Origin of the sequence: Evansella vedderi, assembly GCF_030813435.1 — a bacterium.
Taxonomy (GTDB): Bacteria; Bacillota; Bacilli; order Bacillales; family Salisediminibacteriaceae; genus Evansella; species Evansella vedderi.
Window position 1 is genome coordinate 213440 of record NZ_JAUSUG010000004.1, and the last position, 26206, is coordinate 239645.

Below are 26206 nucleotides of genomic sequence, written 5' to 3' on the forward strand. Positions count from 1 at the left end.
TCTCCATTTTTCTACTACAAAATAATACTAACTTATATAATTATAGCAAACAGGACCCCAAATACGGTGTCCTGTTTGCATCCTATGACTCTGTTGTTAAGAGTTCTTATCTATCACTTTAGTCGCTTCTTCAATCATCCAATCAATCACCTCATCAATTGATTCGTCGTTCAGCATATATTTAGCAAATCCATCACTTAATATACTTTCTAACTCACGTCCGTAGCCAATACTAACTTGAGATGCATCTAAATAATTTACTTCTTCATCAAAGAGTGTGTACATTAACGATTCTACATCTATTAATTCCTCATTACCCTCGATAATTCTTTCTACAACTGGCCTAGCATCTCCCTGTTTTAAACCAGGTAGTTCAACACGTCCCTCTGATAAATTTTCGGAAACAAAGCGAGCAAATTTATAAGATTCCTCTTTTTTTGTAGATGAATTTCCTATAGCTAGAAAATTACCACCCATGAATGCTGCAAATTCGTCACCTTCATTTAAAACTGGAACCGGAGCAAAAGCTGTTGTAAAGTCATGTGGATTGATTTCTGTATCACCAGCTTCTCCGATCATCCAAGAACCCGTTAATAGCATAGCTGCGGATTCATTAAAAAACTCTGATCGATAGCCTAATTCAGCACCTAACACATCTGAATATGACTTTGCGTAGCCTTTTTCTTCTAACTCTTTTCTCATTTCAAACATTTTCTTGAAAGATGGATCAGAGAAGTTAGTTGTTCCGTCTTCAAATAAGAAAGGGTGTTTCATTAACGTTTGTGCAATTGGGTTCATATACAAAGACCAACTATGGAAGTAGGCGCCATGCATCTTTTTCCCATCCTTTTCGACCGTTAATTTTTCTGCATATTCTGCAAAGTCATCCCATGTCCAACCAATTTTCGGTACTTCTAGCCCTGCTTCATCAAGTGCATCTTTATTCAATAATACAAAGTTTGTTGTAGCATTAAACTGAATTCCATAATAATCGTCACCTACACTTGGATTTACATAATACACCTCTGTAGGATCAATTCCTTCCTCTTCATAGAAATCATTCAAAGATGCTAACGCACCCAATTCAGCACGTTGGTACAGACTATCTGCATTAGGGAATGAAATAACGTCCACTTCTTCACCTGACGAGAGTAAAATATCAAGATTCTGTAATGAAGCTAAAGAATCACCTGGAACAAGAGGTACGGATTCTACTTTAATATTTGGATTCTCTTTTTCGAACTCTTCGATATATTTTTGTGTAGTTGCTCCCATAACATCATTGTCCCAATTGTACCACTTTATTGTTACAACTTCTCCGTCATTCGTTCCATCGCCACCGTCTCCACTTCCTGCATTTGATTCCTCGTCCCCACCAGAACAGCCAGCTATTGTAAGGAAAACAAACATTGCTACTAAAAGCACCATTAAACTATTAAGTCTCTTCAAAACAAATCTCCTCCCATTTATCCCTTTTATTTAAACGCTTACATTTAGATTATAAATAACATTCCCCTTGTAACCTGTGAAGAATATTGATGTTTTAGTGTAGTTTTTTTACCTTTATCCTTTTACTCCACCTAATGAAATACCATTAATTACACGTTTCTGTAAAATGATAAAAACTAGTACGAGAGGTATAATTGCCGATACAGAAGCCATCATTATAACTGCATAGTTATCAGCGTAATCATCCTGAAATAATTGAATTCCCATCGTAATCGGGTATAGTTTTCGATCTAATAGAAAGATTAATGGGTTTTGGTAGTCATTCCATGTCCATATAAACTTAATAATTCCCACCGTCGCTAGAATTGGTTTACAAAGGGGTAATATAATCTTCCAATAAATGGTGAAATAATTAGCTCCATCTATTTTAGCTGCTTCCATATAATCATGTTCAATAGAAATCATGTACTGCCTTATTAAGAAAGTAAAGTAAATGGAAAACATCCCCATCAATATCAGCGCTTCGTGAGTATTATATAATCCTAGCCACCTAATCAATATAAATCTAGGGACCAATGTAGATTGCTCAGGGATAATCATTAAAGTGATCATGAGGAAAAAAACTAAATTCTTTCCTTTAAAATGTAACATGGAAAACGAAAAAGCGGCCATTGATGATATTAATATTGTAAATAATGTCATGATCCCTGCTAGTTTAATGGAGTTGTAATAAAACAAATAAAATGGAATATCAGCCATCCAAACCGCTTTAAAGTTATTCACAACATTAATAGATGTTGGTATCCATTCTATTGGATAAACTAGAACATCCGACTCATATTTAAAGGAAGTAGAAAGCATCCATATTAATGGCACGAGAAAAAATATGGATATCATTCCTAAAACAATAGTATTCACTAGCTTTAGCTTATCTAATTTCGCAAAGTTCATTTCTATTCCTCCTCTCTTTCCATTAATTAAACATCTTGTTGTTCTGAACTTTCCATGTTAAAAATGTCAGAACACTTACGATAGCAAATAGTAACCATGAGAGAGCTGATGCATAACCCATATTATATTTTTGGAATCCTTCTTCATATATTAAGTAAACTAATACTGTAGATGAGTTAATTGGCCCCCCATCTGTTAGAAAAGCAATTAAATCAAACACTTTAAATGAACCAATTAAAAGTGTTATTGCCAAAAACATATGAGTCGGTCCCAGTAGTGGTAATGTTATTTTGTAAAATTTTTGAAAATTTGAAGCCCCATCGATACTTGCTGCTTCATATAAAGAAGGTGGTATATTTGATAACCCTGCAATATAAATCACTACCACATACCCAATCAGTGTCCATATTGTTATGATAATAATCGCTAATAAAGATGCACTAGTATCCGCTAACCATTTAGGTGGATCTGCAATACCTATGCTCATTAAAAACTGGTTAATTGGACCTGCAGAGGGATGATAAAGGGCACGCCATACAGCACCCACTGCAATAATCGAAGATATATATGGAATGAAAAATGCAACTTTAAAATAACTTTGAAGATATACATTAGAATGAATGACAACGGCTAAAACAAGAGATATTGCCATTGAAATTGGGACAACCATAAACGTGAATTGCAAGTTATTTTTGATAGCAATTAGTACTTTTTCATCCTGAAACATTTGTTTAAAATTATCTAATCCAACAAACTCTATCCCTGATAATCCACCAAGTAAATTCCATTGACTGAAACTCAAAATTAATGAAAATATAAGAGGAAATACATAGAGTAAGGCAAGGCCAATCATTTCTGGTAACAAAAACAACCATCCTATTATTGCTTCTTTCTGTTTTACTTTTGATCTGTTTATTTGGATTTTCGGTGTCTCTTGAATTACTTTTCCACTTTCCACATATCCCACCTCTTTAACATCAAGATTTATATTTATTATTCTATCTGATGCTAGAATTGTTATTGGGCAAAAATTATTACTCATATGTGCAAAATATTGACTTTCGACTTTTCAATAGCACTACAATAGGAGCCTCTTAAAAAAGCTTGTGGTTTTTGGGCAAAAAAGACATCTATTTCGAGATGTCCACTTATTTATTCTATCGACAAGATTATATAAAACCGATTGAAAGGAGAATCATTAGAAAATAGTGGTACTTTCTATTGATATGTTGAACATGTTCATTGCTCCCTTTACCTCAATTCTTGCAGAGGCTGGTGTCGTACTGAAACAAATCACGGACCGGTTTTGCCATACAGATGACAAAAATACGAAAATGTCTATCTCCAGATTACTCAAGAAATGAAAAAAGAAGCTTATCATAAGTTTGATCAACTTATGATAAGCCTTTGTTAAATTTCTCACCTTCTTGGGATTATAACAATCCTTGTTTTGGTCATTGTTTTCATCAAAACACCCAACCTTAAACACACCCTTGCGCTATTTTTAACGATAAGCGGAATCACTTTTTTGCATTCGAAGTGACTATTTTAATGTGTTTGAAGGTGTACATATGAAACTAAAAAAGAAGCTTCTCACAAGTTATATAACTAATGAGAAGCCTTCTTTATATACCTATTGTTAGTATTTATGTTAGCAAATCGTAGGCAAACCCTTATAAATCAAGGGTTTGAGCGGTCATCACATCATGCCGCCCCTTAGGTGAGAGTGTGTAATATCTATAACATCGTGTGATTAGAGTGCGGTATATTAGGGTTTTGTTAATTTGTTACTGTAACATTTTTAACTTGATTTAACCGTTTTTCACTAGATTGCGTTAGCAAAATGTTAGCAAACATTTGTTTATATTATTAGTTAAAAAAGCTTCGTTTTATAAACTAGCATCGCTTTTGATATATGTGTCTATACCACAGCAGTCAAAATAGCCCGTACCCGTTTGCATCATAAAATAAAATGACCTGATTAATGAAAACCACATATTCAACACTATTTGACTTTCCATTTATTTTTATATTGTTTTGTATTTATTTATTAGGGCCTTTACAAACCTGTCTACTCTATCCACATCTTGTAGCTGAGGACTTAACTCAACTTTTAAAGTAGCAGCTAATGTGCTTCTGACATATAGCATGTCACGAAATTTATCAACCGCTCCACAAAAATGTTCATAGAAACTGTCACCTGTTCCAAATACTCCACTAATTATTCTTTTTCCTGACATACATTCCATTGAACGGTAAACCCTCACCATCTCTTTAGGAATTTCCCCATTTCCCCAAGTATAAGTTCCAATAGAAACAATATCATATTTACTTAGGATACTAGCATCAAAATTTTTAATCGAGATGATATCTACTTTGACGTTAAAATTGAGAAATTTATAGTAAACCATCTCAGCTAATTCTTTCGTATTTCCGGTTTTCGATGTGTAAATAATTGCTACTTTTATCTTCATATTACAATTCATCAAAACCGTTTGTTTGTGTAACTTTCGAATAAGTTCGTGATTTTTGCTCAAAAAAATCTGATTTTGTATCGTTAATCATTTCATCGCTAAATACATGTATCCAAGGCATAGGATTGCTTCTTTCTTGATATAAGTTCTTTAAACCTAGTTGTCGTAAGCGTTTATTAGCAAGGTATTCAATATAGCCCTCAAATTCTTCTAAATCAATTCCTTCTATGTCAGCCAAAATATAATCTGCCCATTCTTTTTCGAGCTTCTTTGCGGTGTCAATCGTTTTATACACATACTCAATATTCTCTGATGTATTCAGCTCTTGATTTTCAGTTAACAGGATACGTATAAACTGAGAAATAAAATACGCGTGTTGCATTTCATCTCGCTGAATATAGCTAATCATCGTACTCGTTTTCAACATTTTTTGTTGCCGAGCCAAGTGGTAGAAGAAAGCAAATCCAGCATAAAAGTATATCCCTTCCAAATTGACTGAGTTAACTCCGAGCTTAAATAACGTTTCTGGGGTAGGCTTTCTTCTAAATTCTTCATATGCTTCTAAAATCAATTCATTGCGTTTCTTTACTATCGGATCACTCTTCGCTTGATCAAATCTCGCATTTTGTTCACTCAGTGGAACAAGTGAGCTGAGAATATATGAATACGATTCATTATGCACAGCTTCTTGTTGTGAAATCACCGCAAATATTGCTTTAAAGCTTGAATCAGTAACATAATCCATCACCTGGCTCATTGTAGGTGTTTGCAGACTGTCAAGGGACGCTAGTTGTGTGTTAATTCGAAGAAAAACATTTTGTTCTATTTCACTCAGCCGCCCCCATTGCTTAATATCATCTTGCATATTAATTTCTTGAGCCTTCCAGAAATTCGATAATAAAGTTTGATATAAATCATACATTTGTGGATAAGCAATATCATTCCAATTTAAAAGGCCTGAGGACTCGCCGTTAATAATCCCTGTAGATTTATTAGGGAAATCTGGGTTTAGTAGTTTAATTTTAGTCAGTTCTGTATTTACTAGCATTAATAAGACCCCTCCTAAGAATTTATATTGTCCTGTTTATAATTATCAACGGAATTTATTAGAGTCTGTTCAAAAAGGTGGGTTTTGAGTTTTTTGAACAGACTCGAAGCAATGAGCGAAGCCATTGACAAAATACTTATTGAACAATCTATTTTTAGAATTCCTCAAATCTTTCTTAATCTAACTGTGGCAAGCTTCACACTCTTCAATCTCTGTTTGGGATGTACTTCTTACGTAATAAGTTGTTTTTAATCGTTGATTCCAAGCTTCCATATGAATATTTAGTAAGTCTTTCGCTTTAATATCATGTCGAACATATAGATTAAAACTTATCGCTTGGTCAATATGCCTTTGACGTGCTGCATTCTGTCTAATACTCCATATCTGGTCTAGCTCATGCCGTGAACGTCGATAGTAATTATACGTATGATGATTTAACTCTGGTGCCGTGACTTTAAATTTAAAGTTTTTCTTTTCTTCTGCATATTCAACTGCATAAATTGGGTCTATTCCGTCTGTTGATCCACCAATTTTAGCAGTAGAAGAGTTTGGTGCTACAGCCATCATCCATCCATTTCTGACACCGTATTCAGCAACATTTGCTCGTAATTGCTCCCAACGTTCTCCTGTGTAATTTTTCCGGTCAAAATAAATTCCTGTATGCCATTCAGATCCTTCAAATTCTCCATATGGCCCTTTTTCTTTTGCAAGTTCCATGGACGAACGAATGGTATAATAAGCGATGTCTTCATAAAGCTTGTCCGCATATTTAACGGATTCCTCTGATTCCCAGTAAAGTTTCTTTTTTGCAAGAAGATGGTGCCAACCAAATGTCCCTAAACCGACCGCACGGTATTTTTCGTTTGTTTGTTGCGCTTGTCCAACAGGAATGCTATTAATATCAATGACATTATCAAGCATTCTCATCTGAATCGGGATTAAACGTTCTAGAACTCCTGCACTCACTACTTGAGGAAGATTAATCGACGATAAATTACACACAACAAAATCTCCTGGTTTCCGTACAATCACAATGTTTCCTTCATCATCTTGATATTCTTTTGTTACAATAGTCGGAGACATATTTTGAGCAATTTCCGTACATAAATTGCTGCAATAAATGGATGTTCTCCCTCTCCCAGCCACATGTTTATTAGGATTCTGACGATTTACTTCATCTCTATAAAACATGTATGGGGTACCCGTTTCTAACTGTGCTACCATAATTCTCGCCATTATATCCATTGCTCGGTAAGTGTTCCTTTGTAGTAGAGGATGATTTACCGCTTCTTCATATTTTTCTGTAAAAAGCCTCTCTTCCTCTTCATCATAGAAGTCTTCTAATCCAAGAGGGTTCCCGTTTTCATCCTTCCATCCCATCACCTGTTTTACTTGGTGGGGACAAAACGTATGCCACTGTCCAATACTCCGCCCGTTCTCATCGACTTCCTTCAACTTTTCCATGAAAAGATCAGGTACCGATACACCCGTGAAAATATCGTGGGCTTTACGTCGTTCATCACCGTTATTCGTTTTTAAATCTAGAAAACCATTCATTATATCTTTATGGAATAAATCTAAATATACAGCCACCGCTCCCTGCCGCTGTCCCAACTGGTCTACACTAACAGCTGTATCATTAATTAAGCGAATCCACGGTATGACCCCTGACGAATTTCCTTTAAACTTTTTAATATCTGAACCAAGTGCACGAACTTTACCATAATATATACCAATTCCACCACCATCTTTACTCAATCTTGCAATATCCCAATTATTTAAGTAAATACTGTCTAATGAATCATCCACAGTATCTATAAAACAAGATGAGAGTTGACCATAGCTTTTTCCAGCATTAGCAAGAGTTGGTGTTGCCACTGTCATATATAAATTGCTTAAAGCCCAATATGCTTCTATAACTAATTTCAGCCTTTGAGACTTCGTTTCACCTTTCATTAATTCCATTGCAATAATCATAAAACGCTCTTGTGGCAGTTCAAAAATATTCCCTTCATGATCCTTTGCTAAGTATCGGTCTGCTAGCAAAAACAAACCGATATAATTAAACATCTCGTCACGTTCTGGCGCTATTTCCTTTTCAAGTTCAATTATTTCATTCATGGAGTATGTATTTAAAAGGCTATCCGAATATATTCCTTTAGAAGTTAAAGTTTCTATCAAATGATATAAATTACCATATTTCTTTGTTCGTGGATAACTACGGTTTTTTGAAGCTTTCTCATAAAGCTCATTTAGATAAAGGTTTGCTGCTAAAAAGGTCCAGTCAGGCTCTTCCATTTTGATCTGATTTAAAGCATAGAACATCGCTTGTTGATTGCCTTTTATTTCATCTGCCTTCATTTCAGTTAATCTATCCTTTATTTCTTTTGTGTCCAGCCCATATTTTTTTCCAACTGTATCAACAATTCTTAAAACAATGTCAAGTTCAGAATGGATTTGTGTGATCATGTGATTTCCTCCCTATAAATTAAAAATATCCGCCCAATGAATTGAGCGGATGAAACGATAGCAAATATAGGCAGAAAAAACCTGTCCTTAGTCGCCACCGTTTCATCTTCTCAATCCCCGAAGAAGGTGAAACATCTTAAGGTAAGACAGGTCTCCTGACTGATGCTTTAACCTACTTTGAGCCCTTCCCGTATAAGCACCTTATCAGTTCTCTTATACAGTGGTCTGCTCATTTCGTCAGCATTTACAGTTGCGGGGGCAGTTTTGGATTCTCACCAAATTCCCTATTAAGCCTATAGGCATCTTATCTTAAGGCAAACACTATATATCTAGTTAATTATACTTTATATAACAATATATTGTATTGTTCTCTCTATAAATAGTAGAGTAGATTATTCATTTCTGCAAGGGATAAGTTTTCTAACAAGAAAAGTAATTAAAGAATTAATTCTTTTTCCGTTATTTTATCTGTTTTCTATAAATCTGAAACCAAGAACTACACCGCATAGCTTGAGGCATACGCACACCTCGCTTCTTGCAGAGGCAGGTGTTTCACTGGAACAAACCATGGACCGCCCTTGACCACACAGATGATCGAGTTACGAAATTATGTACCTCCATGTCACGCACGAAATGAAAGAAGAAGCTTCCCATAGTTTACCCAACTAATGAGAAGCCTCTTTTATATACCTGATGTTAGCATTTTGTTAGCAAACAATAGGCAAACCCTTATATATCAAGGGTTTGAGCGGTCATTACATCATGCCGCCCGTAAGGTGAGAGTGTGTAAGATCTTTCCCTCTGTGTGCGTAGAGTGCGGTATATCAAGGTTTTGTTAAATTATTACTTTTACATCTTTAACGTGATTTAACCGTTTTTCACTGGATTGCGTTAGCAAAGTGTTAGCAATGATAATATATAAACAACTCCACATTTTTGCAATTTGAAAATATATTAATAATTAAAGGCTGTTAAAACTAACTCTTCGTCATAAATAATTCCAAGGATATTACTATACCTTTCTTTAGACTTATAACTTTTCCATCTTACAACTTCACCAGGTATATTCATTACGCTTTTATCTTTAAAAATAACAACCAGAGCGTTTTCACATTCAACTATTGTTCCATAAGCAGCTCCTGCGCCTGCTATAATTTCACCTTTCCATCCTTGAAAATTTAAAGTTCTAGATTTAAAATTTAATTCTTCATTCTCAGAGTCTAATATTGTAACTTCCTCTAATGTACTTGAATTTAATTTACGATAAATTTTATTATTATTCACCCAAGTTACCTTAGTTATCTCTTCTTTAGCTGAATATTTGTATATTTGATCTTCACCATAAATAATCTCATTTGTATTCATAGGGTTTAATATAAACTCTTCAATATATGAAGAGCTATAGATGTTATTTTTAACCCAGCTTGTTCTATTAGAGTGCTTTTTTATAATATTTCTAAAACCTTCCTTATAACCCTTATAATTTTTGTTGAGATTATTTATGGGTAATAAAAGTTCAAATACACCTTCTTCTCCGCCAGCCAAAGCAACTTTTCCATATGTACCAACACTTATATTGTAAAATGGCATATCTGTTATTTTTTCAAATTTTCCCATGTCATTTAAAAAAGATATAAACAATCCATCATCCGTATTAATTAATATATTTTCATTATATGAATTAATAGAGGTTATTACATCTCCTGTTGGAGTTAATTCCTTTTTATCTAGATATCTGTCTAAATCAAAGCGAGAAAGGTATATATCATTATAATGACCAGTAATATCTTTTTCTTTAATTATTTGATTTATCATTGATCCGTTATATAAGCTATATATAAAATCACCGTATTTATGAGAAATCTCTCTTAAAATTTCTTCCCAATTATAAATTTCTATTTCTCCTTCAAAGTTCCATAAGAATAACTTGTTATATTTAATTAAAAAATCCCAGTATTCGCCTTCAATTCTTAGACTCATAGCTGTCATTAGATATCACAACCTCTATTATCTACTATTTTCCCCATTTGACTTTTCCTTATAATACCTTTATTGACCCATTCCTTTAATATTTTCGTAGGTGGCTTGTCGTGAATTGATTCTCTATAATCCACTGGATAGCCATGCCACTCAGAATTTTTAGTACTGTCAACAAATTTAGCAATTTTAACCCATTCTAGTGACCTGTTTTTTCCTAATTTTTCATTACTAGAATTGATTCTATGTAAAGACCCCCCTTTATAATCTTTAAAAATCCAATTTTCATCACACATTAAAGCAAATGAGTTAAATTCTTCATCTTGATTTATTTTCCACTCTGATTTATTGCGGTTTTGTAAGTTTCTATGTAGGTCTGAAAATATGTAAGTACAGTCATTATACTTTCTAGTTTGATGCCCATTTGGCATTTTCAAACCTCCTTTAAATCTTATTTTTTAATCAAACCGGGCAAATTCCAATAATTTCGAGTGCTAAGCACAAGAAAAAATCACATTATTAACCTGCTAAAATACATTTTCATTAGACCCATATTATTCAAATAGATATTTCTTTCTACGCAAGGAAAAAGCTGGTTCAGTTCCTTCAAGTACATCAACAATTCTATCCCTAATAAATTTATCTTCAATACTTCCAGCAGTATATGTTATTTCGTTTTTAGATTTATCAATCTTACAATGAATCACTTGTTCAGCGTCACAGGCAACTGCAATGTTTGGATTATGCGTCACAATAATAACTTGTCTCCGCTTCTTAGCTTCAACAATACAAGGTACCAATTTATTAAAAACTGATTCATTATCCAAATTGTCTTCTGGTTGGTCAATTATTAGGGGCTCCTCACCTTTATTAAGAGCCAAATAAAATATTAGTAATACAATCCCTCGTTCACCAGGTGATAACTCAAGGAGCTCTCTTCCGGCATAAGCAAGGTTAAACTCTACTCCAATAAAATCTAAACAACATAATTCTTTATAGAATCCTTCTTTATCCTTAATAATATCTGAGGATTTATCTAAGTTCTCTGTTACTACCGTGAGAACTTTTTTTATAAAATCTAATAAACTATCCAAATCGGAAAAGTTTGTTTCTTTAATATATTCATTCATTTTTACAAACGCATTATCTCTCCCGCTAAATATACCAGAGAAACTGTGGTTTACATATGCTAAGATATTAGAAGCAAGTTCATTATCTGATTGGACAATATTGACACTAAATTCAACCTTCTCGTCCATATGTTCTAAAATTAATTGAAGTTCTTTATCAATGGGCTCGTATATCTTTGAGTAGACATTAGAAATCTTAACTTTTTCTTCAAATAATTCTTTAATTTTTGAGTCCCTATTTTCTTTCAATGTTATATATTCACTAGGATATGTCTTGTTTATTCTTTCCAATTCCGATTTATAATAATGGAGAGATTCATCGCTTGTTTCTGATCCCAGAATTTTAGCTTTCCTTAGTTCCCATTCTTTAATATCATCGATATATTTCTGATAAGCTTTCTCTTTTGCATCAGATTTAGCAATTATACCTTTTTTAGTGTTTTTCTCTTTATCTAGTTTTTTATATAAGGATAATTCGTTTGGATCTTCTAAATTATCAAGAAGTAATTGCAATTCGTTCTTTCTCTTCTTAGATTCCTCAATTTTAGTAATTATTTTTTCTTTAGGTGTAGTATATTGAATATAGAATTCCGTATCATTAGAAAAAAAACTTTCTTTAACTTGCTTTAATCTCGAATTCACTTGTTTAACTTCTGATTCTAAAGCGTTAATATCAGATACACTATTTTGTAAAATATCAATATCAGAGTTCACTTTCAATAGTTCGTCCTTGTGAACATCTATACTATCTTCAAGTTCTTTAATTTTTTCTTCACAAATTTCAAGGGACATCTTATCTTCTACACTTAGAGTACTCTCTGGCTTTACAACTTCAGCTGGCTTATTTTTAAGATGCCTTTCTAATAAATCTTGATATTTATTAAGATTTTCTTCCACTGATTTCTTATATTGACTTGTTAGTTTTCTCTCAACAGAGATTATCACCTTATTAACTTCAGTTATTTCACTTTGGATAGAATTTATTTTAGAATTAAAAGGATGCGATTTAAAATCTATTAGTTCCTCAAGTGACTTTGCATCACCCTTTTCTGTACTATCAACATAAGAAAATATTACTTTATTTATTTCTTGTTGAAATTGTTTATCTAAATCTGTACATATTCTTTCAATAAATTTTTGTGGCAAATACTGAGCATATTGGGTTGATGTTTTATGATCTTTTGTTTTTAGAGAATCTTCCTAGTTCCAAAATCGCCATCAAGCCACTTAATGACTCCTGAATAATCCTCCGCATATTTGTGAGGAGGTTTTCCAAATCTAGTTTCATTTAAGAAAGAGGCTTCATCCATTGAATTAGCATCACACAAATGTCCCAATATATCTGCAAACGCACTTTTACCACTACCCTTATTCCCAATAACTACTGTTAAACCATTATTAATTGGAATATCATAATTAAACCAATTTGATCCACTATTTCTTGCACCTTCATTTCTATTAACTTGAACTGTATCAATATATACACTTTTTTTCTTATTAGCTTTATCAACTTTATCAGGTATATCCCCTACAAATACTCTTTCTTCAGGATGATTAATTGCCTGTATTAGCCCATCAAAAGTGGTATCAGCTTTTATCCACAATTTCTCTTTCCTCTTATAATCCCTTGGATCATGGTTATCAGAACAAATAATAAGGGGTTTTGGACCAGTAGTTGGCAATACATGCTTTTGATAATCATAGATGTCTTTTGTTTTACCTAATTCAAAGAAATGTACAGCTGAAGCTATTTCACTTTTGATTGCCATATTAACAGGTGTTGCATTTGTGATTTGTTTGTCAATTCCATTTTCTTTACTTCCTGTATGTACCGATATCAAGCCTTTATGAATTTTACAAAACTCAACAATGTCATTAAAATCCCAATAGATTGTATCGGGACTTCCTGTTGATTTTGCTTTATAATCTAACATCATTGACCTAAAAGCATTTGATAATTTTACTATGTCACAGTTCTCTGGAAATATAATAATTACATGGAGGTTTGAAGTTCCCTTATCGCTTCTCAATTCAACTCCTGGGAAAATTACTATATCCTCACCTGCAAGAGACCTAAGACTGACTATTCTATCACTATCAATTATGAAATGGTCAGTAATGGCAACTGCTTCAATTTCATTTTCTTTCCAAGCTTGTACTAACAGTTTGTCTGAATCTTCACCTTTGTAAGCATCATATGAAGATGCAGTATGAACATGTAAATCCCACTGTCTCCATTCAGAACCACGACTTATACTCATCTAGATAATCACCCTTCCATACGATAAATTTGTAAAAATTTCCTAATATATTACTTTAATTATTCGACAACAGACACGTCACTCCTCCCTAAATAAACAGATTTCAGCAAAAAAAGGACTCCATATACGAGAACTTTAAGTTATCTTGTAGATTTCTTATTGTAGAAGAGCCAGTAGAAATAAAATTTGTACCAACTCAAAAACGAGAAAGAGGCCTCTCAAAAGTTTAATCAACTAATGAGAAGCCTCTTCTATTCTAGATAATGTTAGCATTTTGTTATCAAATAATCGACAAGCCCTTATATATCAAGGGTTTGAGCGGTCATCACATCATCGCCCCTAAGGTGAGAGCTTGTAATATCGTTAACTCTGTGTACGTAGAGTGCGGTTTATCAAGATTTTGTTTAATTCTTACTGTAACATCTTTAACGGGGATTTACCGTTTTTGACTGGATTGCGTTAGCAAAATGTTAGCAAACAACTTCCTCTTCTGAGGTTTCAACCAGTTAGTCAACGATTGTCCCTCATAGAACTACACATTTAATATTTTTCACTTACATAACTTTTAGAATATAAATTTCTTATTACTGAATTTGTACTTTGTGATGAGAATATCTCCTGAAGGTTTTTTAAAAATTCATCTTCACTCTTTGCTTCATATTCAAATGTTGCAGGATCAAGATCTTCAAATACATCATTATCTTTTGCATTTCTATCAATAGCAACAGGATAATCGTGTTCAGGTTTGGAGTAAAGTGTAAATAGTGTATATGTATACCCATCTAACATCGGGGCAACTATTTCAAAACTTGTTGCCAATCCATATTCTATATCACTATTTTTTAATCTTTTGGTAGTTAATTTAATAAATAAGGTATCACCAACTCGTTTCTCAAAAAAGTCCGCTTGTACTTTTAAGATTCCATGTGGTGTTTCATTCAAATCGCTTTTACTTAATTTACCAAACGTCCATAGATCCTTCATAGTTATTCCCTCCACTTTTTTATTGAATTTGAAATTTCAAAGGTAAATGATCTGAAAATTCTTTAACATTAGGAATTCCTTGTTTATTTAACAAGGTAGTGTCTCCTATTCTATCTATAAGTGTTAGCTCGTTGAAATCAAATTTTTCTATTAAAGACGGGCGAATTATCACCTGGTCAAACATATTCCAGACGTAACTAATAGGATTTTTATGATAAAAATATGAACCTATTACTTTGTGGTTAATGTTCCCATGTAAAGTCCACATTGGATTAAAAAAATATTTATACTTTTCTCCATCAACTGTTCTATGAATCTTCATCGCAATTTCCTTACTCATTGTTGCATTAAAGCCTACTGTAGATACCATATGCTCTGAAAAGGGATTTAAGTTAAAGTCTCCTACTACAATAGTATTATTTGTGTTGAACTTTTCCTCTAATAACTCAATTTCCCTTTTTATCTCAACACATTTATATCCAATTTCGTTATCGTACCTGTATAACCTGCTAGGAAGGTGTATAGAGATCAAAATAGTCAATGTATCATTAGAATTTAATTTGTATGCCGAAAAATATTTTCCATCTTTAATCTTATTTATTCGAGTATCTAAAGAATGAAATAGATGCGTTCTATTTCCGGGCATTGATAGATTATCTACAAACTTGACCTCTGAATCTTCAAACCTTCTAACAACATACTCTGGTTCAATGTTTTTAAGTTCAGAAAGTATCAAAATATTTACATTATTATCAATGCATAGTTGAGGAAGATATGGAACAACTTTAATATTGTTCTTCACATTCCAAAATAAAATATTCATTATTCTACCTTTTCCTTTCATTCACGAAATATAAAATCTCTAATACTAATATTCTTTTAATTTAAGCTTTAAATTCTTATTTAGCAATTGATAATCCCCCCTAAAATGTTTACACTAAAAATAGTGTGAAAAAGGAGAGCAAATTATGACAAAATTTACAGTTGTAGTAGGAATTGAATCTTATAAAAACGTTAACAAGGTCCTATATGCTTCTAATGATGCACTTGCCTTTAGAAATGCGATGATTACAAATGGATGTGTTGCAGAAAATGTCCGTGTTTTACTTAACGAAGATGCTACAACACCTTCCATTATGTCTACTCTACAACGATTAACTTATGAGGTAAAAGATAACGATGAGGTAATTTTCTTTTTTGCTGGTCATGGAGAGATTTTCTCAAATCAACAATATCTAATTACATATGAAACACATTATTCAGACATCCCTAATACAGCGTTATCTCTCGATAAACTATTTGGACTTATGCGTAACTTTACAAGGGTAACCTTCTTTCTGGATAGTTGTCACAGTGGGATGCCTATAAAAACTCTCCAAAGAAGTAGCGAAGAATTAACTAGAGATCCATTTGAGGCAATTAAGACAATGGAGTACCAAGTGGCATTTGCTTCTTGTAAAAATGGAGAAAAATCTTATGGGAGTGACTCATTACAGCATGGTACGTGGACTTATTATGTGGTAAAAGCACTTACTGGGGAAGCCCCTTCATCCTTTTATAAATCTGATGGTACATTAACTAGCTCAGCTTTACAAGAATACCTTTCTGAAAATGTCCCATTACAGGTAAAACGTGAACAGGGTGAGGATAAAGGTCAAACCCCCTGGTTTTTTGGTGGACTAACGAGAGATTTCTATGTTAGAAGCTCACAATCTACAAATGCAAATATGGAATCTCAGAGAACAGAAATAACTCCCCTCCCCTATGAGAACGTCATAGACAAAATTAATATTGACAGTTTTCATTTTAAACAAAAAGGCTCTGTTAAAAGCTTATCTGGATTTAAAAGAGGGTCACATAAAGAACCAACTTTTTATAGCAAAACAACAAGAGATTTTGTTACAAGGATTGCAAATGTGGAAATACATGAAATGACTCAAGATTATCTTACCCAAATACAACATTTGGATTTATATAAAGACTCCGAAATACATGTTGAATATGAAGAATTTGGTTCTATCGACTGTAATGAAGATTTTTTTATACAAGTTTTTGTTGATCAAGATAAAAATAAACCTAATGAGTATGTTATGTGTAGTGAATTAATAATTCATTCTGATAGAACAGAGGTTTTCAAATCTATTTTTCCTAACCTAACCTTAAAGATTTTTGACAGGATTCTATATACTATACCAAAAAGAATTATTTTAAAAGATACTATACAAATATTAGAAAATGAAACAGAAGAAGATAACGTCTTATACAGCTATACTCCAGGAAGTAACATAATTGAAATTGAATTAAATGATATGAATGGAAAAATAACTTTATCTGAGAGCTCAGATCAGGTTGAGTACTTTTCTAATAAATCTCTTGTAAATGAGGTATATGAAGACTTTAATTTATTTATCAATTCAATCCAAAGTAATAAAGTAAAATCTCTAGTTTTAGGGGAATGATATATCTGGTTCATAAAAGACAGCAATTTAATGATTTGCTGTCTTTTAACTAATTATTAAATAATATTTTTTTGGCTAGCAGCTATTTAATTCTTTTTATATTTGTTCAATATAAGCCCGAATTCCTTCATAGCCGTTTCAATAGTCTTCTTCATTAATACCCAACAGTTTTGTTCAATTCTCTTCCCTAAAAGTTTAACACTTCCACCTTCTCCACCTAACACCAAGATTTCTACCAAGCCCCCTCCATACTGTTGCATCCTCCTCCTTCTCATTACTAAATTAATTACTCATGTTTAAGTTCCATTACACTAAAAAGTAATTCCTGCACCTGCCGTCGCTATACATATCCTATCGACACTTAACGTATAGTCTTCTTTGCTAAAAATGTGTTCATATCGATTAAGTGTAACTGTTACACTATCGTTTATTGTATGAGAAATTATAACTGGGTTTCCTTCTTTACTGTAATAGAAATTTGGTTCAATAGTCTTAGGTTCTCCCTCTTGCATCTCCCACTGATAACTAATTCATTAATAAAGTTATAAGGTTCGTAAACTTTCTATTATAGAACTTAAAATTAACTCTTCGAGAATGCCTTAGCTAACCTTTTTATAAAGGTGTCTTTTTGATTGTCATTAAAATCTATAAAACTGAAGAACTGTTCTTTATTAATCACCAAAACAGGACTATCCTCGATAATAACTTCGGGAGGCAGGAAGTTAATCTTATTCGCCCTATCTCTATTTGTCCTATCCCCAAATTCTTCAATCTTTATTAGAATAGTATTGTCCTCCCTTATATCGAATGCTTGTTTATGACTTCTATATAACTCACGCCAGATAAATTTACCTCTTTCATCATAGTCATTGAACTTTTTCATCGGAAACCAAGCTGGTATATCCATTTCAGATTCCTTGTAATACTCTATAAATATTTCTCTAGCAACAGCAAGGAAATCCTCTGTTTTATAAAACTCGTTTCCATCTTGAAGCCTTTTACCTATTCGATAAGTGAAGTCTTGGAATAAACTCGAATTGATTTTTGACATTATCTCGCTTAAATATTTACTGGACTCTGCCATGACTTCTTTTTGAAATGTATTATCTATTTGTAAATAATAAATCCGCATCGATGTTTGTGCTGTAACATCGAAGCCCGTGGCATTAGTAGTTCCAATCATCACTGGGTGTTGTCCCTTCATTTCATTGCTTATATACTTAATTAAACGTTCACCCTTTTTAGCAGCTGTGCTAGTAAAAAATTTAGGATCAATTTCATCTATGAGAATAGGATTTACATTAGTAGAGTGGAAATAATCCCATATAACAGTGGAATCCTTCACTTGTTCGTATGCAAAGTATGGATTAATATTCCCCAACAGCATCCCTACAAATTCTAATGCAGAAGTTTTACCAGACATTGATCTACCTGCAATTATTAAAAATGGAGGAAAGTGCCTACGAACACTCTCTCTTCCCTCTTCGTTTGCATAATGGTCTCTCATATTCCATATATGAGCGGACATGAACCCATATAAAATAATTTCAAAAATCCTGGATTGATTTTTCAAATCTGACCTCGACGTAAATAATTCATAAGCCTCGACAAACTTATTTATTTGCAACAAGTTCTCTCTTATTACTGCACTTTCAGTTATAGGCTTTGAAAATGGAACCAATTCTTTTTCCTTCTCTTCTCCTTCCATAGATTTGTTAGTTGTTAGTAGCATTTGGTTCCCTTTGTTAAAAACTAATTCAAATCTATGATCCAATTCTTCTGATTTCTTACTGGTCTTAGAAAGAATACTCTTAATAGCTACTGATTTTTGTCTCAAGCTCGCAACTGGTAACAACGTAAAATTATTAGTTTTTTTATCTTTCTTGGTGATAACTTCTACTATTTGTTTATATTGTGTCGCTCCATCTTTTTCTACTTCAACTTTATCGGGTATAAGTTTTATTTCTTCCATTTCTTCTTCACTAAATTGAACTTTTACATTTTGTCGTGTTAAATCATCAAGTAAGATTTCTTTCATCAATTCTGGATCTGCCACCCAAACTTTTTCGCTCTCAGTTTTAGTTTTTACTAAATCTGGAATATAGTCTACTGTTTGAGAATATAAATCGTTAAATCTGCCTTCATAAACTTCATATAGGGGAGAATTATCGAAAACAAGGATTTCTTCATATTGCTTTTTATTCTTAAATGCCGTCTCTGTAAAGTTGGCTGAACCAATAATAACTCTTGTAGATTCTTCTCCTTTTAATAAATAAACCTTTGAATGGATTGGATTACCTAGCTGCGGATATCTAACAATAAATTTATCATTACGTATCTTTTCCTTTATATCTTCTGACAATGAATCAAAAAATTTCAGTCTATCTTCTATATCAAGGAGTGGAGCCAAACCAGAAACAAACGAATCTGCAACAGCTCCATCTTCAATACCCAATATTAATGTAATTCTTTTGAAATTTTTTGTTGTAGAAAAAAAGAATCTTGATGATGCAACAAAAGATACTGCTTTAAGCTCAAGAAACTGATTCGTATCAAAAAGTTCTTCTATTCCCATTTCAACAACTTTATTGTTCTTGACAATGTTCAAGAATTTAATTTTCCTGTATTCATTATCTTCTTCAAATAAATTTAATTGTTTGTCGTCAAACAATTCAATCTGTCCCATACAACCCCACCTTTCTTTTTTATTAAGAACTGTAACTATCCCAATTGATTTTATATAATTATTAAACTATGTATAGTTGTCAAAAATTTGACAACCTATAAAAAAAGAAAGGATATTGGAAATCCAATACCCCTTCAATAGTTTTGGTACATTTTTGTTACTTCATCTTTAATTTTCTTGACAAGATACGGAGGTGAAACAACTTTAGCATCACTCGCCCATGTCAATAGCCATCGTATAAGACCATCACTTACCGATGCACTTATCTTAATTGAAAATTTCTCTTCATCTACTTTTTTTATGTTTATATTTCTACCGAAACGATCTAAAACTACATTAATTAGTTGATTACTAAATTGAATTTCAACATTATCTACTTCACCAGGATACATATTAAAGCAACGCTTTAGATGATCCGTTATATTGAATTCAATTTGCAAATTCTGAACATTTTTTTCTGAAACCTTTTTCATTCTATCTACTCTATAGTGCCTAATTTCTTCTATGCCTTCTGGCTTAGCAACAAGATAATAATAATCGCTATTCCAAACTAAAGAAAGCGGCCAAGCTGTATATAGATTACCTTCACGGCTAAGTATAAATTCTTTCTTTAGATTATATCTTCCATACTGAAAAGTTAGCATTTTCTTTTGGTTAATACAAGAATGGATTGTATCGATATGATATCTCACTTCTTTATTTTCCGCTTTAACACCCATGTCCACTATTACCTGATTTCTTAGTCTCTTTGCCAAGTGTTTACTTGTTAGTGATTTTACCTTTTCAATCAACTTATTTGATTCCTCTTGTGTAATAAATCTCGCTGAAGATATTGCATCAATAAGCATTCTTAATTCATGAATCTCAAATTCCCTATATTGATGACTATAATGAATTGTTTGGTTTTCTTTAATACTTTCTTCTATGTTGAACTTACTGCTTCTTAGTTCCTCGATTGCATTCTTTACAGTATTTTTGGAAACTTTGTAATCACTCCCAAAGTAGAGTTTTAATTGTTCAATAATCTCTGAAATTGAAAGTTCATGCTCTTCGTCGGTCATCTGAAAAAGAATTTCCTGTATTGCCATTATTCGTCTAATATTACTAATGCCATCCACCTTAACCTACTCCCTTATTAATTTTATATGAACTCTCCCCCTTGAATTAACCTTTGGAAAAATATTATTTTGGTTATAGTTTATACCTAACCTTCAAATTGGTTGGATAGAATGCATAGTATTGTATAATCAAGTCTTTGATTTAAAGTGATTTCAATTTAGATAATATAAATATTTATTTTGGAGCTCGCTTTCTGTAATGGCTTTTCACACAAAATATTTCCACTAATTGGCCTTCTTCAATTTATACAAAGCTGTAATTTCACCTGAATCATCGTATTCTACTTGTAGGTCAATTGGTTCATTTAAATCAGTACTATTCCTTTGTTTTAGCTTGGCTAGTTGTTCTTTCATATCTGTACTATTTTTGGCGATTGTTTTGTTGAGGTAGGTAATCTTTTTTTCCAATGTTTTTTTACGTTCTTTAACCGCACTTTCAAATCTAAATTTTCCATCTAGCTTTATTTGTTTTTCTTTTGTAATTCTATTAAATTCATCAAAATGATTGATTGTTTTCTTATAATCATTTTCAATATCAGCAAGCCTTAATAGACTTACTTCATCAGTTCCTTCTATATAGGTTCTCATATTCAAACAAATGACCATCAATTCTAAGTTTCCAAAGCACAGGGATAGATCTTTTTCAAATGTGGTAGCTATTGTGTCAATCTCTGCTACAACATTATCTAAATCATATTTAATCACTTCCTTAACATCCCTTAAGTTATTAATAGTAGTCGGCTGCTCTATAAAAATAGATTGCAGTTCCTGATAACAAATTAAATAAATATCCTCGATTTTAGCAAAGTATGCATGGTTATTTGAAATATCACCCTTTTGTATTTCAGGTAGTATGGATTTTAAATATCGAACGGCACCTTGAATTCTTCCAAGTTTATCATTCCTGTTATACCTCAACAGTGTGTTAACCTTATCATCAATAACATTTAACTTTTGGTTGATATTTTCTAAGTGTTCTTGTGCCGAAATAATAGTCATTACTCCAAGAGCAACATTGGCTAATTGAGCAGGATTAATTTTTTTCACATTCTTTATCCCTATTGTTCCATGACCTCGAATTTTATGTTTTGAATCAACTACCATTGTTCTAAAATCATTTGCTGCTCCCTTTGATTTCATCAATGTTAATTCGCCAGAATTCATTTTATCAAGAACCTCTTTACTAAACTTTATAAAGACCTTTTTATCCGTTTTTACGATATCCGTAGCTGTTGGGGCTAGTTTTACGAGATTATTAATATTATCCTTCAAATCCCTATTTAAAGGCACTCGTTTTGGTTGTTCATATTCCTTTATATCAAAACTAGCTAAAGATTTTACTTCCCAGGGGAGTTCAATAGGAACATCTGTGAGAAGAGTTTCTTCTTCAAGACTTTCGTTTTCACTTCCAAAATTTAGATCCTCTAATCTTTCTTGGTTTGAAGTTCTATTATAGCTTTTAAATATTAATATTATTTTAATTGTTAAAAGTACCGCTACCATTGATCCTATTAGAAAAAGAGTAATATTTATAAAATCCCCCGGCATATATACCACAACTCCTTTTAGTGAATTATCGTTACTTCTTTTTTCGGAAATTCGAACGTACTACACTAGAATATTTTACCATATAACTAATTAATATTTTCATAAAAGTGTTGAGTAACCTAATTGCTACAATCTCCATCAGAAGCACAAAGTAAAATCCGTAAGTGTTTTTCACATGTGACACAAGAAATGAAAAAGTGAATACGGACAAAGGAATTTACTACCTCTGCCATCTTTTAAACAACTCATTGACAAATATTTTACCACCTGTTGACTTCCCTTTTACCAGCCGTTCCAAAGGCATCCTGGACACTGAGCCTCCGGCGGTTATGATGTTGGCTGCCCTTGGCCGACACCCCCCTAGGGCGCTCCTGATGGTCGCTGGGGGCTGCTAGCCGTGGCAACCTATCATACCCGCCTTCTCAGTTTTAAAGACCGCTACGCTTGCCTTTTCCACTAGTTTTTCTACCCCTAATAATTATGTCTGGTAAGTAACCTGTCTTTTTTTGGTACATTTCTTGTCATTCGGTGGTAAAAACTATGTCACTAGTGGTAAATTTGGTTGGCCGTAATCAAAAAGAGCTTCCCATAAGTTTTATCAACTTATGAGAAGCCTTCATTCATCATATATCAAGCAAAATGTTAGTATTATGTTACCTGATTTCTTAAAAATCACTATATACCAAGTGTTTGAACAATCATCATATCATGCAGTCCTACTATCCTTATATTAGTAGTTATTGTTTTTCTCAATTTGACGGACACTATTTAAACTTCTCATTCCAAAATCATAAGGTTGACTATAGTAAACTTTACCGCATTTCAAACATTGAACATCACAAACTCTGTTATATATTAATTTTTTATGATTAGATAGAGATTTTGGCGGCTCTTCAATTCGAATTACATCAAGTATACCTCCGCATTTGCATATCATCCTTATAACTCCCATCTATGGTTAAAGATAATAAATTAAATATCAATTGGGTATTTGGTGTAGAAAAAGAAACCTTAATCTATGAATTCCTTTAATATTACATCCTCTACATTTGCAGTTTGGTACAACAGATTCCAATAAAAATCATCACGCACATTATTTTTGCTATATAAGAATAGTATATCTGCTTTATTTAACTTATCAGTTATCATTACCATTAGATTTTCATATTCATTTATTTTATCGATAAACAGCCCTGATAGCTTCCAATTTTCTTTTTCAAACTTCTTCTTCATTTCCTTTAGTATTTCTTCAGTATTCAAATTTTCTTGTTCTTGAAAATATACTAACGTTTGCTTCATACTAATCACCGAACCCTAATTAAAAGTGTTTTTGTATTAATTTTAAGTCAAAAATATAAAAAATAGCTGATATAAAAAAATCTATACGATTATCATAACCAATAAAGAAATAAGGGCCTTATTCAGCCCTTACCAATTTTCACATTTTGTGAAATAATACTTTTTAATTCGTCTACTGTATAAGGTGGGTTTTTTTTATGAATCATTGAATGGCAATTTGGACAAATTGGAACCAAGTCTGTTGTGGGATTTATCTTATAATTAGTACCTAATTCAGAAACAGGAACAATATGATGAACATGGATAAATTCCTTTCCTAAAGTTCCATACATCTGTTCAAAATTAAAATCACATACCTTACAGATGTAACCATGAATTATTAAACATGTCTGTCTATTAAGTGCACTTCTTTCGTACCTATTAACTTCAATACGTGTAAGTGCTCCTTCGGGAAGTCCAGCTGCACCTTCTTCAATTGCTACCTCTTCTAATGGTAGAAGAGATAAAATTAATCCCAGTAAATTACCCGAAATATCCAAAGTTGCATTTTCTAGCTGTTTAGTATCTAAATCATCAGGAATGACCGGTGTTTTTGAACTCGTCGATTTCAAGGGAATTTCTTCCATTTTCTTTGAGTTCAAAAATATTTGAAGTGTTCAATTGTAGAACTTCAGCCAGTAAGTTTTCGTCGAACTTCTCATGAGCATCTTCAAAATGGTTTACTTCATTTTTTAGTAATAACTCATTTCCCCCGTTCACTTGTTCATCTTCTTTAAAGTTAAAATCAAATAAAGATAGTTGAAATGACTCTCGGTTTTGCATAATAAAATCCCCCTCTCACATGCACTTTTCAAAATTTTAAACAAAAAATCATTTTTCCTAGTTAATTAAGGCAACAAAAAAAGCACTGTCTCCATTTATCTGTAAGAAGACACACCTATGGTGTACTTCTACAGATAAAGAAACAGTGCTCCTGCTCAATATCTATTTAGAAAATAGATTATTAAATTTAATTGCTAAGCTTTCATTAAATTTCTTGAACTGCTTATGATCTAAATCTAACACAATAATATTAGCTTACGCAAACATAATTAAAAAAATTTTTTAAGAGAAATTTAATTGGTTAAAATTTAGACTAATATATTCAGGTTTTTTAATAGAGTTTCTCACTATACTGATTAGTAATAACAGCATTAAAATTTTAAAAAAATAACGCAATTTTGTGCTTGACAATTCAATATATTACAATTTATGATGTGTAACATAATCAAATTTTTTTTAAAAACAATAATTAATCGATGGGTAACCCCACAGATTGGATCAGGAAGTACCTGCCAATCCAAGTATAAGATTATTAACTTATGATCTTATTAACTTTGGATGCAGTCTGCCTTTCTTTCCAAATCTGTGGGGTTTTTCTTTTTGATTTAACAGGAGGTATGAAGTTGAAGAAAACAGAAAAGCACATCCCTTGGGAATCTTTACCCGATACTTTGACAGCACAACAAATTTGCGAAATCTTGGAGATGTCCAGAAGAAGGGTTTATGAGTTATTTAAAATTCATGTGGATTATGGTGGCATTCCTACATTTCAAATTGGAGCATCAATAAAGGTAGACAAAAAGGACTTTAAACAATGGAATGATGGGAGAAAAGGTAAAAAATGCTCTCAAACTACCTGATACTGAATGCAACAAATTTTAATTAAGCTATGACTTAGAAATTCAGATTATTCATCCTTGTATCTTTATCTGTAGTCAGTGCCTGACATGGATCCGCGACAGGGGAAGTAATCCATGAGCTTTGTTGAAACACCAACTTACTATACCCGGCAATCCATGTATAGTACCTTAAAGAAAATATCAATTTCTTTTTTGTACCTATGTTCGCCTTTAAATAATATGTGAGTTAACATGATAACAGAATATAAAATCAACTGGGATAAACCCCACAGATTGGAATGAGGAAGCACCTATCCAATCCAAGAAATAAGATGGTTATTTTACGATTAAAACCACCTTGTTGTCTTGGGAGGAGTGTGCCTTCTACATCACATCTGTGGGGTTTTTCTGTTGAACTAAGGAGGTTATTTTATGAAGGAAACAAAAAAACACACAACTTGGGAATCTCTACCGGATACTTTGACAGCACAACAAATTTGCGAATTTCTTGGAATATCTAGAAAAACAGTTTACGAGTTATTTAAAGTTCCTGTTGAGCAGGGGGGAATTCCCAACTTTGAAATCGGTAATTCCATTAGGGTGGAAAAGACTGATTTTAAAATATGGATTAATCAATTGAAAGAGAAGAAACAAGCATAGTGACTGATGGAAAACAAATGTATTGGGAATGG

Annotated in this window: 22 protein-coding genes, 1 pseudogene and 1 riboswitch; of the genes and pseudogenes, 4 read left to right on the forward strand and 19 right to left on the reverse strand. The window is 32.6% G+C overall.

Annotated elements, in window-relative coordinates; genetic code table 11:
* Positions 1-96 precede the first annotated feature (96 nt).
* From J2S74_RS07230 to J2S74_RS07255, 6 genes are all read right to left on the reverse strand, one after another.
* Positions 97-1449, reverse strand: coding sequence for an ABC transporter substrate-binding protein (locus J2S74_RS07230; protein ID WP_307323605.1), 1353 nt, complete (start codon positions 1447-1449; stop codon positions 97-99).
* A 114-nt stretch (positions 1450-1563) separates the two neighbouring features.
* A complete protein-coding gene (locus J2S74_RS07235; protein WP_307323608.1) occupies positions 1564-2400 on the reverse strand; it encodes a carbohydrate ABC transporter permease in 837 nt (278 codons plus the stop codon).
* Positions 2401-2422: 22 nt separating this feature from the next.
* Entirely contained in the window at positions 2423-3442 is a 1020-nt protein-coding gene (locus J2S74_RS07240) for a carbohydrate ABC transporter permease (protein ID WP_307323609.1), read from the reverse strand.
* A 985-nt stretch (positions 3443-4427) separates the two neighbouring features.
* Positions 4428-4874: a flavodoxin domain-containing protein gene (locus J2S74_RS07245; RefSeq protein WP_307323611.1), complete on the reverse strand. Its 447-nt coding sequence runs from the start codon at positions 4872-4874 to the stop codon at positions 4428-4430.
* A gap of 1 nt (position 4875) precedes the next feature.
* On the reverse strand, positions 4876-5922 hold the full coding sequence (locus tag J2S74_RS07250) for a ribonucleotide-diphosphate reductase subunit beta (protein WP_307323613.1): 1047 nt from the start codon (positions 5920-5922) through the stop codon (positions 4876-4878).
* A 180-nt stretch (positions 5923-6102) separates the two neighbouring features.
* Positions 6103-8391, reverse strand: a complete 2289-nt coding sequence (locus J2S74_RS07255) for a ribonucleoside-diphosphate reductase subunit alpha (RefSeq protein WP_307323615.1) — start codon at positions 8389-8391, stop codon at positions 6103-6105.
* Between the two features lie 128 nt (positions 8392-8519).
* A riboswitch (cobalamin riboswitch) is annotated at positions 8520-8713 on the reverse strand.
* A 161-nt stretch (positions 8714-8874) separates the two neighbouring features.
* On the opposite strand from J2S74_RS07255, the pseudogene J2S74_RS27405 reads away from it, so the two are divergent.
* Positions 8875-9071: pseudogene (locus tag J2S74_RS27405) on the forward strand (tyrosine-type recombinase/integrase); the annotation flags it as partial.
* Between the two features lie 274 nt (positions 9072-9345).
* Here J2S74_RS27405 and J2S74_RS07260 read toward each other — a convergent pair.
* From J2S74_RS07260 to J2S74_RS07285, 6 genes are all read right to left on the reverse strand, one after another.
* Positions 9346-10380, reverse strand: coding sequence for a hypothetical protein (locus tag J2S74_RS07260; RefSeq protein WP_307323617.1), 1035 nt, complete (start codon positions 10378-10380; stop codon positions 9346-9348).
* Entirely contained in the window at positions 10380-10799 is a 420-nt protein-coding gene (locus tag J2S74_RS07265) for a hypothetical protein (RefSeq protein WP_307323619.1), read from the reverse strand. Before J2S74_RS07265 ends, J2S74_RS07260 begins: the two co-directional genes overlap by 1 nt.
* Positions 10800-10922: 123 nt before the next feature.
* Positions 10923-12644 carry a coiled-coil domain-containing protein gene (locus J2S74_RS07270; RefSeq protein WP_307323621.1) on the reverse strand — a complete coding sequence of 574 codons (1722 nt, stop codon included), beginning with the start codon at positions 12642-12644 and terminating at the stop codon, positions 10923-10925.
* A 41-nt stretch (positions 12645-12685) separates the two neighbouring features.
* Positions 12686-13759, reverse strand: a complete 1074-nt coding sequence (locus tag J2S74_RS07275; protein WP_307323624.1) for a PHP domain-containing protein — start codon at positions 13757-13759, stop codon at positions 12686-12688.
* Positions 13760-14299: 540 nt separating this feature from the next.
* Positions 14300-14743, reverse strand: a complete 444-nt coding sequence (locus J2S74_RS07280) for a hypothetical protein (RefSeq protein ID WP_307323626.1) — start codon at positions 14741-14743, stop codon at positions 14300-14302.
* A gap of 19 nt (positions 14744-14762) precedes the next feature.
* Entirely contained in the window at positions 14763-15587 is an 825-nt protein-coding gene (locus tag J2S74_RS07285; protein WP_307323629.1) for a hypothetical protein, read from the reverse strand.
* 124 nt (positions 15588-15711) lie between these two features.
* On the opposite strand from J2S74_RS07285, the gene J2S74_RS07290 reads away from it, so the two are divergent.
* The gene (locus J2S74_RS07290) at positions 15712-17202 is read left to right on the forward strand and encodes a caspase family protein (RefSeq protein ID WP_307323630.1); all 1491 of its coding nucleotides are present in this window, start codon (positions 15712-15714) and stop codon (positions 17200-17202) included.
* An 86-nt stretch (positions 17203-17288) separates the two neighbouring features.
* Here J2S74_RS07290 and J2S74_RS07295 read toward each other — a convergent pair whose 3' ends face one another.
* The 7 genes from J2S74_RS07295 to J2S74_RS07325 all read right to left on the reverse strand — a co-directional run bounded on the left by J2S74_RS07295 (position 17289) and on the right by J2S74_RS07325 (position 24675).
* Entirely contained in the window at positions 17289-17462 is a 174-nt protein-coding gene (locus tag J2S74_RS07295; protein WP_307323632.1) for a hypothetical protein, read from the reverse strand.
* A 320-nt stretch (positions 17463-17782) separates the two neighbouring features.
* Complete coding sequence (locus J2S74_RS07300; RefSeq protein WP_307323634.1) at positions 17783-19888, reverse strand: phospholipase D family protein; 2106 nt, start codon at positions 19886-19888, stop codon at positions 17783-17785.
* Between the two features lie 134 nt (positions 19889-20022).
* Positions 20023-20976, reverse strand: a complete 954-nt coding sequence (locus tag J2S74_RS07305; protein WP_307323637.1) for a helix-turn-helix transcriptional regulator — start codon at positions 20974-20976, stop codon at positions 20023-20025.
* Positions 20977-21231: 255 nt separating this feature from the next.
* The gene (locus J2S74_RS07310; protein ID WP_307323638.1) at positions 21232-22509 is read right to left on the reverse strand and encodes a hypothetical protein; all 1278 of its coding nucleotides are present in this window, start codon (positions 22507-22509) and stop codon (positions 21232-21234) included.
* A gap of 1056 nt (positions 22510-23565) precedes the next feature.
* The gene (locus J2S74_RS07315; RefSeq protein ID WP_307323640.1) at positions 23566-23853 is read right to left on the reverse strand and encodes a hypothetical protein; all 288 of its coding nucleotides are present in this window, start codon (positions 23851-23853) and stop codon (positions 23566-23568) included.
* A 122-nt stretch (positions 23854-23975) separates the two neighbouring features.
* Entirely contained in the window at positions 23976-24464 is a 489-nt protein-coding gene (locus J2S74_RS07320; RefSeq protein WP_307323642.1) for an HNH endonuclease, read from the reverse strand.
* Complete coding sequence (locus J2S74_RS07325; RefSeq protein WP_307323644.1) at positions 24427-24675, reverse strand: hypothetical protein; 249 nt, start codon at positions 24673-24675, stop codon at positions 24427-24429. Before J2S74_RS07325 ends, J2S74_RS07320 begins: the two co-directional genes overlap by 38 nt.
* A gap of 623 nt (positions 24676-25298) precedes the next feature.
* Between J2S74_RS07325 and J2S74_RS07330 the strand changes: the two genes are divergently transcribed.
* Positions 25299-25535 (forward strand): helix-turn-helix domain-containing protein, encoded by a 237-nt coding sequence (locus tag J2S74_RS07330; RefSeq protein ID WP_307323647.1) that lies wholly within the window; start codon positions 25299-25301, stop codon positions 25533-25535.
* Positions 25536-25946: 411 nt separating this feature from the next.
* On the forward strand, positions 25947-26174 hold the full coding sequence (locus J2S74_RS07335) for a helix-turn-helix domain-containing protein (protein WP_307323649.1): 228 nt from the start codon (positions 25947-25949) through the stop codon (positions 26172-26174).
* The last annotated feature ends 32 nt before the right edge of the window (positions 26175-26206 follow it).

Coding starts and splice junctions, on each gene's coding strand:
- J2S74_RS07235 (WP_307323608.1), bottom strand. CDS start 2,400: ATGAACTTTGCGAAATTAGATAAGCTAAAGCTAGTGAATACTATTGTT.
- J2S74_RS07240 (WP_307323609.1), bottom strand. CDS start 3,442: ATGAGTAATAATTTTTGCCCAATAACAATTCTAGCATCAGATAGAATA.
- J2S74_RS07245 (WP_307323611.1), bottom strand. CDS start 4,874: ATGAAGATAAAAGTAGCAATTATTTACACATCGAAAACCGGAAATACG.
- J2S74_RS07250 (WP_307323613.1), bottom strand. CDS start 5,922: ATGCTAGTAAATACAGAACTGACTAAAATTAAACTACTAAACCCAGAT.
- J2S74_RS07255 (WP_307323615.1), bottom strand. CDS start 8,391: ATGATCACACAAATCCATTCTGAACTTGACATTGTTTTAAGAATTGTT.
- J2S74_RS07260 (WP_307323617.1), bottom strand. CDS start 10,380: ATGACAGCTATGAGTCTAAGAATTGAAGGCGAATACTGGGATTTTTTA.
- J2S74_RS07265 (WP_307323619.1), bottom strand. CDS start 10,799: ATGCCAAATGGGCATCAAACTAGAAAGTATAATGACTGTACTTACATA.
- J2S74_RS07275 (WP_307323624.1), bottom strand. CDS start 13,759: ATGAGTATAAGTCGTGGTTCTGAATGGAGACAGTGGGATTTACATGTT.
- J2S74_RS07280 (WP_307323626.1), bottom strand. CDS start 14,743: ATGAAGGATCTATGGACGTTTGGTAAATTAAGTAAAAGCGATTTGAAT.
- J2S74_RS07285 (WP_307323629.1), bottom strand. CDS start 15,587: ATGAAAGGAAAAGGTAGAATAATGAATATTTTATTTTGGAATGTGAAG.
- J2S74_RS07290 (WP_307323630.1), top strand. CDS start 15,712: ATGACAAAATTTACAGTTGTAGTAGGAATTGAATCTTATAAAAACGTT.
- J2S74_RS07295 (WP_307323632.1), bottom strand. CDS start 17,462: ATGCAACAGTATGGAGGGGGCTTGGTAGAAATCTTGGTGTTAGGTGGA.
- J2S74_RS07300 (WP_307323634.1), bottom strand. CDS start 19,888: ATGGGACAGATTGAATTGTTTGACGACAAACAATTAAATTTATTTGAA.
- J2S74_RS07305 (WP_307323637.1), bottom strand. CDS start 20,976: ATGGCAATACAGGAAATTCTTTTTCAGATGACCGACGAAGAGCATGAA.
- J2S74_RS07310 (WP_307323638.1), bottom strand. CDS start 22,509: ATGGTAGCGGTACTTTTAACAATTAAAATAATATTAATATTTAAAAGC.
- J2S74_RS07315 (WP_307323640.1), bottom strand. CDS start 23,853: ATGAAGCAAACGTTAGTATATTTTCAAGAACAAGAAAATTTGAATACT.
- J2S74_RS07325 (WP_307323644.1), bottom strand. CDS start 24,675: ATGCAAAACCGAGAGTCATTTCAACTATCTTTATTTGATTTTAACTTT.
- J2S74_RS07335 (WP_307323649.1), top strand. CDS start 25,947: ATGAAGGAAACAAAAAAACACACAACTTGGGAATCTCTACCGGATACT.